The sequence below is a fragment of the Actinomadura sp. NAK00032 genome (assembly GCF_013364275.1).
In the GTDB taxonomy this organism is placed as follows: Bacteria; Actinomycetota; Actinomycetes; order Streptosporangiales; family Streptosporangiaceae; genus Spirillospora.
Genome location: NZ_CP054932.1, coordinates 1,263,278 through 1,277,923, shown reverse-complemented (window position 1 = coordinate 1,277,923; position 14,646 = coordinate 1,263,278). Strand labels below are relative to the sequence as shown.

Sequence of the window (14,646 nt, the reverse complement as noted above, 5' to 3'; positions counted from 1 at the left end):
GTGCCAGATTTCCGTCCACGCATCCGAGAACGGCGGCACCCACTACTTTTGTCGGGAGCCCTGCTGGTTTCGCGGGGAAGCGGTGCCCGTCCCGGCCGGCGGGCCAGGACCGCAAGCGTGGCAAAGCGGCGATAATGCGAGGTCTGAGCGATGCAGTGTCCGACGTGCGGTAATGACACGCCCGGGACGCTCGGCAAGTGTTCGCACTGCGCGGCGCCGATCGACGTGTACTCGGTCGGGCCCGCGGTACCGCTCGCGGCGCCCGTCGCGGACCCGGCCCCGGGCGCCGGCGCCGCCGACGGGCTCGGCGACCGGACGATGATGGTGCCGCCGCCCACGCCGTCCTGGGCGCCGGAGCCGCAGCCGCCCGCCCTGCCGGACTTCGCGGCGCCGCCGGGCGCGATGCCGCCGGGCGGGCTGCCGGCTTCCCCCATGTCGGCGTCTCCGACGCCGCAGGCCGGCTCGCCGTACGCGGCGTCGCCTCCGGCCGGGTCACCGCAGGCGACGGCCCCCGAGCCGCCGGCGGCCGCGGCCCCGCCCGCCGCCGACCCCGAGGACACCGCGGCCTGGACGTTCAACCCTGACGAGGACGACTCGGGCTCTTACGGCACCGTCCCGCCGCCCGCCTGGGGCGCCGGGGGCGCCGGGGGCGCCGGGGCGCAGTCCGCACAGCCCGCGCTGCCCGCCAGCGAGAAGCCGGCGCTGCCCGCGGCAGGGGGCGGCGCGAACCCGTTCGGCCTCGCCGACGCGACCGGCCCGACCGAGTCGATCGTCCCGGAGTCGTGGTTCGCGCAGCCGCGCAGGCCGCAGGAGCCGGACGCGGACGCCACGCAGGTATGGGGCGGCCAGGCCGGCGCCGCGCAGCCGCCCGCCCTGCCGGACCCCGAGGCCACGCAGCTCGCCCCGGGCCCGATGCAGCCCGCACCCATGAACCCGGGCTTCCAGGGCGGGTTCGGAGGCGGGGACTTCGACCAGACCCGGATGGACCCCGGCGCCCCCATGGGCGCCCCGCCGATGGGCCAGATGGGCGCCATGGGCGGCCAGATGGGCCAGCCCGGCCTGGGCATGGGCCAACCCGGCATGGGGCAGCCCGGCATGGGGCAGCCCGGCATGGGGCAGCAGCCTGGCATGGGGCCCATGGGCGGGATGGGGCCCGGCGGTCCCGAGTACGGCGGCTACCCGCCCCAGCAGCAGCAGCCGCACGGCTCGAAGGGCGGCAGCGGGACGAGCAGGCCGCTCATCGCCGCCGTCGCCGCGCTCGTCACGGTCGCGGCCGGGGCCGTGGTGTTCGTCGTGTGGCCGTCCGGTGACGACTCGTCCGCCAGCACGTCGCCGACCGCGACGCCGTCCAGCCAGCAGGTCGCGCAGAAGAACACGATCCCGCCCGAGACGAAGCAGCAGGCCGCGGAGCTGAACGGGGTCCTGAACGACAGCGTCGCCACCCGCCGCGTCCTCGCCGGGGCGCTCGGCCGGGCCGGCAAGTGCAAGACGCTGCCGCAGGCGATCCAGGGGTTCCAGAAGGTCGCGCAGCGCCGCCAGAACCAGCTGGGCCGCACCAAGAGCCTCAAGGTCGACAAGCTGGCGAACGGGGAGCGGCTGCGCGGCTCGCTGTCCGAGGCGCTGGACGCGTCCCTCCAGGTCGACCTGGTCCTGCTGAGGTGGGCGCAGGCGAACCAGCGCAAGTGCCACGGCAAGCCGAAGCCGAGCGCGGCGCACGTGCCCGGCCGGGCGGCGCAGGAGCGGCGCGCGACCTCGGCGAAGAAGAAGTTCGTCGTCCTGTGGAACCCGGTGGCGAAGCAGACGGGCCAGCCGCAGCGCAGCTGGAAGCGCGTGTAACGATCGGTGACGGCCGGTTACGGCCGGGTCTCGAACGGGGACGAACCGCCGCGACCCGGTGCTCGCGCGTTATCTTGTGACCGATCGTTTTCACGGGGGCAGGGAGCCGTCATGCGGTGTCCGAACTGCGGGACCGACACCACGTCGTCCTCTCCGGCGTGCATGCGCTGCAACGCCCCCCTGCCGCCCGACGACGACGCGACGGCCCGCGACACGACATCCCGCGACGCCACGGCCCGCGACCCGTTCGCGAAGCCGCCCGGCGCGTTCGGCGCGACACCCGGCGCCGGCCCGTTCGGCGAGGTGCCCGTCCCCCGCGACCCGCTGCCGCCGCCGTGGGCCGGGCAGAGCCCCACCCCCTGGGAGCCCGCGGGCGACTTCACGTCCCCGATGCCGCCGTCGGACGAGCGGTCGACCCAGCTGTCCCCCGAGCCGTGGGCCGAGCCGCCCGAGCCGTGGGCGGAGCCGCCGATCTGGCAGCCGCCCCCGCCGCCGGGCAGGAGCAGGCTGCCGTACCTGCTGGGCGCGGCCGGAGCCGTCGTCCTGCTCGGCGTGGCGCTCGCGATCGTGTTCTGGCCGAGCGGGTCGGGCGATCCGGAGGCTCCGCCGGCCGCGGTGCAGGAGTCCGCGCCGCAGGAGTCGTCACCGCCGACGCAGGGCGTGGTGTCCGAGACCGGCGACACCGGCGACCTCGACGCGCAGGCCGGCGCCGTGAACGAGCTGCTGGAGGCGATGGGCGCGACCCGCTCCTCGCTCGGCACGGTCGTCGAGGAGGGCTGCACGACGAGCGGCCTGCAGCGCATCCTCGACGAGCGGCGCGGCCAGCTGGAGAAGGCGCGCGAGCTGGAGGTCGGCGCGATGCAGAACGGCACCCGGATGAGGGACGCGCTGATCCGCGCGCTGGAGGCGTCGACCGAGTCGAACCAGCGCTACCTCGACGTCGCGCCCGGCTGCCCGTCCGAGGGCGAGGTCTCGGACGTCAACGAGCGGGCGAGCAGCGCCAAGAGCGAGTTCATCGGCTACTGGACGCCGATCGCCGAGCAGGCCGGCCTCCCCGCCCGCACCGAGAGCGACATCTAAGCCCGCCCGGGGCATCGGCCGCCCGCGAGCGGGCCGCATCGACCGCCGGCGGGCCGGGGGTGTCAGCCGCCCGCGCCGAGGGCGGCGCCGAGCGCGCCGGCGGCCTCCGCCAGCACCGCCACCCCCGCAACGCGGCGGCTGAGCCGGGCGAGCGCGCCCTCCATCCGCTCGACGTCGGGGTCGCCGGAACCGGCCTCCTCGCGGACGTCGGCGAGGTCGCGGCGGGCCCGTCCCGGCTCGGCGAGTTCGCCCTCGTGCGCCGCCAGCAGCCGTTCGAGGCGGTCGAGCGCGGCCGCGACGTCCGCCGCCTGCCCGGCGCCGCCGGCCTGCTGGTACTGCGTGACGTTGTCGCCCGACGCGACCTGCCCGGACACGTTGGCGTTGCCGCCGATCCTGATGCCCCGCTCACCGCGCTCGCTCATGCCGCCTCCACTGGAAGGTCAGGGGTTGCCGCGGCGGGCGCCGCCGCCCTGCCGCTGGTCGACGCGGCCGCCAGCGGCGACCTGCCCGTTGACGGTGCCGCCCGTCATGATGACGCCCTCGTTCATGATGACGCCGGCCTGCGCCCGGTAGGCCGACACGTCGAGGCCGCACTCGTCGCCCAGGTAGTCCAGCAGCGCCTCGTTGACACGCCACTCGATCAGCCGGGTGTACTTGTCGGCGTCCATCTCCTGGACGTAGGTGTCGAACTCGTCGGCGGCGCACAGCTCCCGGACGCTCACCCGCGCGCCGTAGTCGTGCACCAGCCGCTGCGCCGACGCCTGCGCGACCGTCGCCGCGACCAGGCTGCGCACCACGGCCCAGCAGGTCGCGGCCGTCCGGACGCCGGGCATCACCATCGCGCGCAGCAGGCCGCGCCGCCCGCGGGCGAAGGCGCGCAGCACCTGCCCCCCGGTGCCCCAGGCGGGCAGCAGGTCCACGACGCGGAACTCGCGCCGGACGGGCGGCAGGACGGTCGCCGCGAAGTGCCCGTACAGCATCCGGCCCTCGACCGCCAGGTACACGAAAGCCGTGAGGGAGATGTCCTGCTCCTCGGCGGGCGCGACGATCCGCCCGTCCCGGCCGAGCACCGCCTGCCCGTGGGCGCCGACGGTGACGCGCTGGAAGCAGCGGATGTGCGACTGCGGATGCCGGATGAGCGCCTCGGCGGCCTCCGGCGTCGCCATCGAGAACGGGCAGCCGTTCGCCGGGTCGATCAGCGGGTGCGGCGGCAGCGTGATCGCGTTCGCCGGGTCGGCCGGACGGGTCCGCCGCACGCTCTCCCCGCGTCCGGCGATGTGCATGCCGGTGAGCAGCGCGGTGATCCGCTCGTTCGGCGGCAGCGGCTCGGCGCCGTCCGCCCGGCCGGGCGGCCGCTCGTCCCGCATGGCGTGCAGCCGCTCCCGGACCCGCAGGTGCATGGTCATCGGATCGACGCGCGGCGGCGCGCCGTCGTCGTCGCCGCCCTTGGCGCCCTTGGTGAGGTCGACGGGGCCGGCCGCGGGCCGGTCCAGTTCGAGGACGATCGACCAGGCCCGCGCCCACGGCGAGGTGAGGTCGCCCGCGCCGATGAACGGGTTCGTCCCCGAGTGCAGCGTCACGTTGCCGCGCTGCGCGGACCGGACGCGGGCGAGCACCCGGGTCACCCGGTCGCTGAACGTGCGCGGCGGCGCGGCGGCGGAGCCGGGCGCGAGGTCGCGCGCCAGCACCCCGTAGACGGCCGCGAGATGCCCGATGATCGTCAGGGCCAGCGCGAGGGTGAGGATGATCAGGCTGGGGACGGCCAGGTCCGTCTGGAGAACCTCAAGGGGCCCCTCCGCCCGCTCCTGCTCGTAGGAGCTGAACCCGGAGTCCTCGGCCCACTGCTCGCCCGCGAGGACGAACAGGACGCCGAACACCGCCCACGTCACCACCCCGAACCCGACCCAGGCCCCGACCAGCCGCCACCCCCAGGCGAGCCGCCGCCACGGGACCGCCGCCAGGCCGGCCAGCACCAGCAGGACGAAGAAGTACCCGACGGCGAGGAACTGCAGGAAGACCAGCGCGCCCAGCCAGATCCCGCAGAGGACCAGGTCGCGGACGAGCCGGTAGCGGCGCGCCCGCAGCGCGTGCAGCACCACCGGCTCGACGTCGAACCCGTAGGACGGGACGACGGCGCGGTTCTCGTCGTCCAGGAACTCGGCGATGACGCGGTCGCCGATCCGCCGGTCCAGGTAGGCGGCGGCGCACAGGTAGCGGGTGGTGTTCTGCATCGGCTGCCGCGACGTCTCCGCGCCGGGCTGCGCGTGGTAGAAGGGCGGCGCGGCGCCGGGGGTCGCCTGCTCCACGGTCATGCGGACGAAATTATCCAGACCACGCCGCCGCCACGTGAGAAAGCACCCACTCGTGGCCGACTGGCCGCACATGGTCACGACTCGGCGGACTCCCGCGCGTCGCGGGACGGGCTGAGGAAGGACAGCCCGGCGGACGGGTCCTCGAAGGGATGCACGAAGCGTTCGAACCAGCTCAGCACGGGTTCGAGCCACTCGGTGACGCCCATCGTCCCGGCGACGTGGTCGATCTGCTCGTCCTCGTCGAAGCCGATCGCGACGACGGACAGGTCCTGGTAGAAGCCCGCCTGGTCGTCGTCGCCGTACAGGGCCGTGAGCGCGATCGGGCGGTTGCGGGCCAGCTCCATCGACAGCGGGTGGCGGCGCAGGGCGCGCAGCCGGTGGCCGAGCCGGGCGTCCGGCGGCTGCTTCAGCCCGGCGAGCGGGTAGTCGAGCGGCGGCGCGAGCGCGTGCTTGTCGGGGGCTCCCTCGCCGTAGGGGAACAGGCGGTCGAGTTCGTGCAGCCACTTGACCTGCGGGATCATCCACTGCGGCCCCGGCGCGGCGCCGGGTGCGGCACCGCCGAGGAGCTGCCCGGCGACGTCCGCGGCGGCGGCGGTGAGATCCGCCGGCGGGTAGGCGGCCCGCAGCGACCGCGACCGCCGCGTCACCGCCCGTTCGAGGACGGTCGCCAGCGCGCACTCCCGGAGCCGGGGCGCCAGCCGCGACCACGACCGCCCCAATTCCGCCGGCACGGCGGGCAGCGGCCGGTTCACCACATGCGCCAGCACCAGCGTGTCGGCCCACAGCCGCAGCCACGCCCAGCCGTCCCCGCCGGCGAGGATGTCGGCCTCGCGCAACTCGAACAGCGTGCACGCGCGCCCGGACCGGCATTCGCAGCCGCAGGCCGCGGAGCGCCGTCCGTCCACGGGCGGCGGCGGGCCGGGCAGCTCCGCCTCGCGCCCCTCGCCCAGCGGCACCCGGACCCGCAGCGGACGGTCCATGCCGTCCGCGAACACCGCCGCGACACCCGGCCGCAGCGACACCACTTCACGCGACTGGTCGCCGTCCAGGTTCATCGCCGCACCGACCTGATGCCGGTCGTCGAACGCGGGCAGCCGATGGACGACCTTCAGCGCGGTGTTCTTGATGACGTCCGGAACCAGCTTCGTCGGAATCTGCTCGGCGACGATGATGCCCTCGCCATAAGCCCGGATCTCGGCGAGCATCCCGGCGAACAACTCGACGGCATGCGAGCTGCCGCGCTCGGGGCCGCGATTGCGCAGCAGCCGATGCGCCTCCTCGATGACGATGACGTGCCGCAGCACCGACCCCGTCGCCTTGTCGCGCTTGCGCTCCCGCATCCGCAGATGCTCGACGATGCGGATGATGAGCGTCCCCATGAGGAACGCCTTGTCCTCGTCGTTCGCGACGTCCTCAATGGCGAGCACGATGTTGTCGCGAAGCATCCCGCCGATATCGGCAGGGTGCCCGCCCTCAAAGAACCGTCCCGCCGACCCGATGCGCAGCGACCGCAGCCGAACGTCAACGAACCCCTGCACGTCGGCCATCAACTCGCGCCCGTAACCAACATCTTGGATGACCTGGAGCGCAGCATTCTGCAACTGCTCCAACGTGGGAACGGCAGGCTCGATCAGCGACCCGGGCACACCCGCACCCGTCACCACGTCCCACCCGTTGTTCTCGTACACCCGCTGGAGCGCCTGCGCCATGATCTGCGGGAACGGCTCTTCCGCGTCGAACGCGGCCTGGAACAGCGCCCGCACCATGTCGATATGCGCCTGCACCGGGTATCCCGGCTCCGGCGCAAGCGGATTCACCGACAACGGCACCGAGTCGGGATCGGACGGATTCACCACCGTCACCGGCCCGCCCAGATCCTGAATGCGCCCCGCCATCGCCGCGTACTCCGACTTCGCCGGCTCGATGGCCAGCCAAGGGATACCCGCCCGCGTGAGTTGCTCCAGCAGATGCCGAACGGTCTGCGACTTCCCAGCCCCTGTAGCACCCGTCACGAAAACATGCCGGTTAATGGTCGACCGGGGCACGGCGAACCGTCCAACCTCCCGATCCTGCCCGTCCAGGATGGCGCCCAGCTCGATCTGCGGCTCCCCGCCCTGCGGCTCGGTCTCCGACGTCACGTCGAAATAGCCGGCCTCCAGCACCCGCAGCCCGGGGACCTCCCGGCGCGGCAACCCGGCCAGGGCCGCCAGCGCCCCCGCCGTGGCGACGAACGGGAACCGCTGCTCCGCCTCCGCCATCGGCCGCACCGGCACGGGCGGCATCCCTGGGCTGAGCATCTCGGCGAACGACCCGCTCCCCTGCCCCGACCTGAGCCGGTAGGGATGGTGTCCAAGCTCCATAGACCCGACCAACACGGGCGCGATCTGCCCGAGTTCGTCCTGCGATGCCGCCCCCGCCACCACCCGGACCTGCCACAGCCCGGCCTCGCGGAACGCGTCCAGCTCGGCGAGCCGCTGATCGGCCCTCGCCACCGCCAGCCGCGCGTGCTCGTCCTCACCCCTCCGAAGCATGCGCAGCTCGTGGTGCAGCTCCCGCATCTCCTCGTCGATCATTCGCTCATCACAGGGATCGGCGACGACGAACCACCCGAACGGACGCTCCATCAACGTCACGAGCGTCGCCTCGAACAACCCGGGCCCGCCCTCGGCCCCCTGCGGCGCGAGCCGCCCCGGACACCGCGTCCACGCCATCCGCTCCGCCTGCCGCAGCCACCCGTCCCCGATCGGCACACCCCGCGCCCCGCTGGGAAACAGCAGCCCGTGCGTCTCCACCCCGGGCACGGGCGTCCCGATCGGCCCGGCATTGGTGATCAGCTCCAGCGGCGCACCCGCCCCCGCCGACAACCACCCCACCACGAACGGCCTGCCCCGCCGCGCCGCCGACAGCGCCGCGGGCAGCACGCTCACGAAGTCCCACTCCGCCGACCCGTCCCGCTGCGGCGCCGGAATCGCCTGGATCCGGTACCAGGGCCCAGGCAGCACGAACGGCTCAGCCTCCGGCGGCCCGGCCCGCATCCCCGGCGGCGGCCCACCCGGCGGCACACCGGTCCCCCCTCGATAGGGCGGCAACGGCGGCATCCCAGGCGGCAAAGTCACCCCAGCATCCTGACGCCCCCCACCTCCCCACGCCAACGCCCCATCAAAAGCGCCATGCGCCCTCCACGCCGGAACCAGTTGCGAGTATCGGTCACCTCGGAACTCCGCCGGTCGTCAGAGAGGCAACCCAGCACTGAAGATCCATGGAGGATCCGCGATGCGAGCACGAATGAGCAACCCCGCCTACCTGGTTCCGCCCGCAGGCGAGGCGATCGGCGCCCTCATGCAGGCGCTGCAGCACGACATGGAGCAGGGCATCGTCCCCGCCTCCACGCTCATGCTGGCCGGCATGCGCGGCAGCCAGATCAACGGCGGCAGCGCCTGCCTGTACGCCGACGCGGCCGAAGCCCGGAAGGCCGGAGTCACCGAAGACCAGATGACCTCCGTCGCCGCCTGGCGCCAGTCGCCGTTCTTCACCGACGCCGAACGCGCCGCCCTGGCCCTGGCCGAGGCCGCCACCCGCATGAACGACCGCTCCGGCGACGCCATCCCCGACACGGTCTGGGACGACCTCGTCAAACACTACGACGAGCGCCAGCGCGCGACCCTGACCCTATGGATGGCCACCAGCAACCTGTTCAACACCATCAACAACATCATCAACGACCCCGCCGGCACCACCTGGGACTGACCACCCCCGCCTGTGCGGCGGCCCCCGGGCAACCGCACAGGCTGCCGCTGGTGGCGATCGGGCGATATTCTCCCTGACGATCCTCCATCCAGTCAGGTCATTCCGATGAACCCAGATGGGTAAGGATCTCGGAACGCCTGTCCTGGCTAACTGCCGACTCGAGTACGGCGGTGATTGCACGAACACCGCCGTCACGCACTATTACCAGGTCAGGACAGCGAAAAAAGGTGCCGCTTCGCCCCTCCCCACTGGAGCGCCAACGGTCCATAATGCGTTCTATCTCGCCAACCGTAATGAAGGTTGCCCCCCACCGCGTCCCGTCCGAAAACGTGACCTCTACGTCAACGTTCTCCACCGAGTCGGGTTCGTCGTCTTTTCCTAGCATGAACAGTGCCCTGAAGTCGCTCGTCACGACCTCATGGAGTGGACTACCCACGATATATCTCCACCATCCCTATTCAGTATCTTCACTCTCTGCCATGCCACCGAATACGTGCCTTAACCGGCAGATGAAAGGGATGCGCGGAACTGCAAGCGGATCCCCGCATCCAAATACCCCTGGTCGGCAAGCGCGATCACACCCCTCGGCCGCACGGGCGCACCCATTCTTCAACAAACCCTCGATGGTGAGAATTTCGATACCGAGCAGTTGCTCGTCAGCGGAGAACTCGAAGAGTCGGTGCGGAACGAGTCATTTACGCTGAGGACGTTCAAAGGCGCGAGCGGCGCCCGAGGGCGCAGGCCCAGCGGCGGATGAGCGCCACTCCAGCCGTTAGACCATTTCGACACAGCAAGGACGACTCTACGTGGCCAGGAATTTGCCCATGTGCACGTTGCGTTCCATTCCGGGAACTCTCGACATCATCTCACCAAGGGCCAAATCGAGGAAATTTTCCATCACATGGACGAGCTCATCGACCGCCACCGACGCAGCCTTTTGCTGATTGAGCACTTCAAGACGACAAAGGTTGCCGCGCATCTCGAAAGAGATTCGCTTGGATGTCTCAGTAAAATCAATAACCCTCTTCCCTCGCACCAGCATCCCGCTCAGCACAGACAACACCGAGCTCATAATATCAAATATTGGAATGTAGTGCTTTGGGCCGATGAAGTCGACACCGTCAACCTGCAGAGAAACTTGTACGGCGAAAGGCTTACAGTAAAGATCCACGAGTTCGGTGATGCGGGTGCCGTCGATAAACCAGCGCAGGACCAGCACCGCTCGGGCGAAGCAGCCCAGTGTCCGCAGGCCCCCGCGGGTACCGCGCCCGCATCGTTTGGCGTGCAGCAGGCCGGACAGGAACAGCACCGCCTCTCGCCACATGTCGAGCGTGACGGAGTATGTGGCACTTGAGGACACGCAAGGCCCCCGCTAAATGAAGTTGATCTCCAGGCAAGACCACTTCTAGCAGGGGCTTTGCGGCGCTCGGGGCCCTTCGAGTGGTTCGGCGGGCCGGGCGGCGCGGGCGGGGCGGGGACGAATACTTGCGCTTGTGTGTCCTCGCCGGCCCCAGGTGGACTCGCGGAACTGCCGCACCTCGGCCGCGCTCGTCACCCACTCGGAGATGCGATTCCCATCCTCGTCGACTTCACGGTGAGGCTCTACGTACCGCCACGGCTCTTGCGGGTCGAACGGTTCATTGAGCTCACCCAGGATGATGAGCGAATTCTGGACGTAAATTGCATCCCCGTCTCGATACATTGGCCAGCAAGAGATGAAATTGCTGACCGCCGGGTCGGTCATCGAAGCAATGAGACAGGAGATCGCGTTCTCGGAGCATTCGATCTCCCGTAGGGCACTCTCCCTCTACCCTTCCGGAAGATCGCGGGTTCTATTGTGAACGAGTACCGGCGTGGCGGCACCCGCCACCACATAGTACGTGTGGAGGTTGGCGACGGTGAGGTCGTGGACGCGTTGGTGATGGGTGGTCTTGTGTTCGGTGGCGGTGATCTGAACGTAGGTGCCGGCGCTGGTGCGGAGCCACATGCCGGGCTTGAGGTCGACGGCCTCGACCCAGGCGTTGATGTCGCCACCAACCCAGAAGGGGTGGGTGTCAGTGGCGATGAGCACGCCGCTCTTCGACTTCTCGAGAGAGGTGTTGCGGTCGCAGGCCCGGGCGTGTCAGCCTCCGTCCAGCCGAGAGCCGGAGCGCCCGCGTTGATGGTGATCTGGACGAGGTTCTTGTCGCCCTTGCTGGTGATGGTGTCAAGAACGGGTTCCGCCGTGGCCTCCCCGGTCTCGGGGTCGGTGGCCAGGACCTCGTCTCCGACGTGCAGGTCTTCGATGGCCTTGCTGGTTCCGTCAGCCAAGAGGACCGGCGTCCCAGGGACGAAGCTGCTCACGCACCCCGTGGGGACCTTGGGAGCCAGCCGTGCTCCGGCGGCGGCCTGGCCTACCACGGGGAGCAGGGCCACCGTGGAGATGCCCGCATTCTTCCAGTCGCCCTTCACGGCGTAGGCGATGGCGTTGATGATGTCGGAGGCGTCCCCACGGCTGGAACCATGCCGATGATGTCCAGGAAGTCGGGCAGGCCGGGCGTTGCGGAACTGCAGATCGGGTCGTTGCTGTAGTCCGAGCAGTACGCCAGTTTCCCTTGCAGTCGCGGGGCGAACCTCTCTAGATCTTTCCGGAGGTTGGGCGGCGATCTCGCCGGACGGGGTGTAGGTGTAGGCGGTGGCGTCGAAGTCCCCAGTCGAAGTGGACGCCTTGTGCTGACGGCGTTCGATCACCTGGCCGCGCGCGTTGTTGATCTCCGTGGTCGGGGTGCCGCCGGCGGGTGGGATGATCGAGACACGGTTGGCGCCGCCGTAGGAGTAGGTGGTGCGCCACAACTCCTGTTCGGGCTGCGATCCGTTTCCCTTGGTGAGCTTCTCGACGGTCTTGCGCCCCAGCCCGTCGTACTCGGTACGGGTCTGGGTCTCGACGTTGCCGGGGGCGCCGACCCCGAACAGGGCAGTCTCTGGATCACCGGCCGCGGAGTAAGGAGCGTAGGACTTGACGACCTGGCCGCGCTCGTCATAGAAGGTATCGCCCATCAGGCGGCCGCCTGGACCGGGCGCCTGGGTCTGCCGAGGCCGCAGCCAGCCGTCCAGCAGTTCTATCTTGGCGACCCGCTGCCCGCCACCGCTGGTGAGGGTCTCGGTGGTGACGGCGGTGATCTGCCCCTCGGCCACCCGGTACGTGAACTCGTAGTTCGGCCTCTGGCCGTTTTCCTTGGTCAGCCCGTCATCGTCGTCGAAATGCCAGGCCGCACCGCCCAGGTACTCGTACCTGGTGGCCATGTCCGGAGCAACCCCCCGGACCCAGATCACACCACAAACCAGCAAACCAGCAAACCGGACAGAACGCGCAACGCGTCATGTCCTAATTGCTACCGCTCCATGGGTAACGCTGCGCTACTCGGCGGCCGCACAACGGCGATCTTCACCACCCAGAAAACATCCGACTGGACCAGCCGATCCGGAGAATCAAAGGATTCGGGTGTCCAGAAGTGCCCAGTCCATCAGGGCAGCTAATTGCACCTCGACACAACCCATCAACCCGCTATATCGGCCCGCGATGTGCTTGCCGAAGATCAGGCGGACGACGGCGGATCGGCCTTGTGCCTGCCGTTGGGGCGCAGCGGCGGGACGATCCGCACCGGTCGTGACGCGCCCCGGGGCAGCGCGTGCCGGGCGGTGCGACGGGGCTCGGGAGCCTCCGGCGGGTCGGCGGGGGCGGCGCGCGGCTCCTCCAGTGCGTCGTCCTCGACCTCGGCGAGCGGCTCCCGCTGCTGCTCGCGGACGTACTCCTCGAACTCCATCGAATGCGCGGTCGGCAGCGTGATGATGCCCGGGTTGGCGTCCACCAGCAGCGTGCGGCGGCCGCTGGCGCCGGAGTGCGTGAACACCATCGCGGTCGGCGGCAGCTCCTGCAGCTGCGGCGGCTCGACGAGCAGCTCGCGGAAGCGCTGCCTGTCCGTCCGGCGGTCGGCGACCGTCCGGCCCCAGGCCGTCGCCGAGCTGATGCCCTCCACCAGGACGGAGTCGTCGGCGGCCGGTGCCGGCAGCGGCGACCAGACGGGGTCGGTGAGGCCGTCGCCGCGCGGGCGCGCGAACGCGACCGTGCTGGCGTAGGTCTCCCCCGCGACGTCGAACAGCGTCTCCCCGGCCGCGTCGGTGATCTCCGCGACAAGGAGCGGTTGCCCGGCGCCGATGTGCTCGGCGGCGACCCGCGCGTCCTCGGGGTTGCCGAGCCGCATGAAGCCGACGGCGGCGTGGCCCCGCCGGCCGAGCCGCTCGCGCACGTGCCCGGGGATCGACCGGTACATCAGCACGAGGCCGGTTCCGGTCGCCTCGCACGCGTCGATGAGGCGGTCGAGGACGTCCCCGCGCAGCTTCTCCGCCCCGCACAGGAAGAGGGTGTGGTCCCATCGTCCGCCGGGCGGGGACTCCCGGATCCGGTGGGTGAGCGCGGTCGTCACGTACGTCCCGAGGATCCGGTTGGTGAGGACGCCCGCGCGCCGGTCCATCGACACCACGTGCAGTCTGGACGGCGGCAGCCGCACGGGCTCGGTCGCGAGCTTCTCCAGCTTCCGGAGCTGCGCCTCCAGCGCCCAGGCCCGCCGGACGACGATCCGGTCCGTCGCGTCGCGCCCGAAGAGGGTGGCGATGCGCTCCAGCTGCTCGTCGCTCAGCAGCCCCTTCCGGAGGTCCTCGCGCGGGTCGCCGACCTGGGCGAGGACGCGCAGCGCCGCCGTGATCCGCGGGATCGTCGCGTCCGGCCCGAGGACCTCGATGAGCCGCTCCAGGATGGAGTTGTCGAACGACAGGTCCCGGGTGCCGCCCTCCTCCTCGCCCGCGCTGACGACCAGCGACAGGACGTCCGCCAGCGCCTCGCGGTTCAGGCCCCGGGTCACATCCAGCCGGGGCAGGTCGGCGGGCAGCACCCACACCAGGGGATCGTCGCCGCGGTCCGCCGCGAGCCGCAGCAGGTCGTGCGCGACCGCGCCCTCCGACAGGTCGATGACGGTGAGCCGCGCGCCCACCGCGAGCCGGGCCGCGCCCATGGTGGTGACGGCCGCGGACCATCCGGCGAGCGTCCCGCCGACCACGTCCAGCCGGTCGACTCCGGGCGGGACGGCGACCGGGTACCACTCGCGCTGGCCCTCGTACGCGGCCTGCCTGCGCTCCCATTCGGCCCGAGCCTTCGCGTACGCCTTCTCCGCGGCCTCGCGCTCGCGCGCCTGCGCGGCCCGCTGCCGCTCGTCCTCGGAGCGCTCCTGCGCGAGCCGTTCGCGGACGCCCCGCTCGTCCCGCCACAGCCCGCCGCCCGTGATGCCGAGAACGACCAGGCACGCGAGCAGCGCCACCCCGGCGAACGCCCACGGGATCACGCCGAGCAGCCCGCATACCAGGAACAGCACGATGAACACGACGGTCCCGCCGACCGCGATCCGCAGCGGACGGCCGGCCATGTGCTCGCCGGGCCGCCGGGTCGGCGGCGGCAGCGGTGCCCCTCCGGGCCGCTCGGGCGCCTCCGGAGGCGGCCCCGGATCGGGGTGAACCTGTGCATAGCGCCAGCCCACGTGGACGCGGTCGGCCTGTGTCAGCCGCGCCATCGCGGACCCGCTCGCCATGTCCGTCACGTCGAGAGACCCCTGGGAGTCGCGGGAGTGGGGGGAACGCCTCG

Annotated in this window: 9 protein-coding genes and 1 pseudogene; 3 read left to right on the top strand and 7 right to left on the bottom strand. The window is 71.3% G+C overall.

The genetic code is table 11. From position 1 onward, the window contains the following. Positions 1-150 precede the first annotated feature (150 nt). Both HUT06_RS06020 and HUT06_RS06015 read left to right on the top strand, forming a co-directional pair. Entirely contained in the window at positions 151-1,836 is a 1,686-nt protein-coding gene (locus tag HUT06_RS06020) for a hypothetical protein (RefSeq protein ID WP_176194796.1), read from the top strand. A 111-nt stretch (positions 1,837-1,947) separates the two neighbouring features. Continuing rightward, the gene (locus HUT06_RS06015; RefSeq protein WP_176194795.1) at positions 1,948-2,916 is read left to right on the top strand and encodes a hypothetical protein; all 969 of its coding nucleotides are present in this window, start codon (positions 1,948-1,950) and stop codon (positions 2,914-2,916) included. Positions 2,917-2,978: 62 nt separating this feature from the next. Here the strand turns inward: HUT06_RS06015 and HUT06_RS06010 are convergent, their stop codons facing one another. The 3 genes from HUT06_RS06010 to HUT06_RS06000 form a co-directional block, all read right to left on the bottom strand. Next, positions 2,979-3,338, bottom strand: a complete 360-nt coding sequence (locus tag HUT06_RS06010; protein WP_176194794.1) for a DUF5955 family protein — start codon at positions 3,336-3,338, stop codon at positions 2,979-2,981. An 18-nt stretch (positions 3,339-3,356) separates the two neighbouring features. Then, a complete protein-coding gene (locus HUT06_RS06005) occupies positions 3,357-5,228 on the bottom strand; it encodes a hypothetical protein (protein WP_176194793.1) in 1,872 nt (623 codons plus the stop codon). Positions 5,229-5,302: 74 nt separating this feature from the next. Next, positions 5,303-8,230 carry an ATP-binding protein gene (locus HUT06_RS06000; RefSeq protein WP_254715006.1) on the bottom strand — a complete coding sequence of 976 codons (2,928 nt, stop codon included), beginning with the start codon at positions 8,228-8,230 and terminating at the stop codon, positions 5,303-5,305. A 271-nt stretch (positions 8,231-8,501) separates the two neighbouring features. Here HUT06_RS06000 and HUT06_RS05995 point away from each other — a divergent pair, with 271 nt between their 5' ends. Beyond that, on the top strand, positions 8,502-8,975 hold the full coding sequence (locus tag HUT06_RS05995) for a carboxymuconolactone decarboxylase family protein (protein ID WP_176194792.1): 474 nt from the start codon (positions 8,502-8,504) through the stop codon (positions 8,973-8,975). Between the two features lie 1,183 nt (positions 8,976-10,158). Here HUT06_RS05995 and HUT06_RS05990 read toward each other — a convergent pair. From HUT06_RS05990 to HUT06_RS05975, 4 genes and pseudogenes are all read right to left on the bottom strand, one after another. Continuing rightward, a pseudogene (locus HUT06_RS05990) lies at positions 10,159-10,299 on the bottom strand (IS5/IS1182 family transposase); the annotation flags it as partial. An 81-nt stretch (positions 10,300-10,380) separates the two neighbouring features. Beyond that, positions 10,381-10,719 carry a hypothetical protein gene (locus HUT06_RS05985; RefSeq protein WP_254715005.1) on the bottom strand — a complete coding sequence of 113 codons (339 nt, stop codon included), beginning with the start codon at positions 10,717-10,719 and terminating at the stop codon, positions 10,381-10,383. Between the two features lie 63 nt (positions 10,720-10,782). After that, complete coding sequence (locus HUT06_RS45535) at positions 10,783-11,046, bottom strand: polymorphic toxin-type HINT domain-containing protein (RefSeq protein ID WP_217711221.1); 264 nt, start codon at positions 11,044-11,046, stop codon at positions 10,783-10,785. Between the two features lie 1,504 nt (positions 11,047-12,550). Then, positions 12,551-14,593: a hypothetical protein gene (locus tag HUT06_RS05975; protein ID WP_176194791.1), complete on the bottom strand. Its 2,043-nt coding sequence runs from the start codon at positions 14,591-14,593 to the stop codon at positions 12,551-12,553. Positions 14,594-14,646 lie beyond the last annotated feature (53 nt).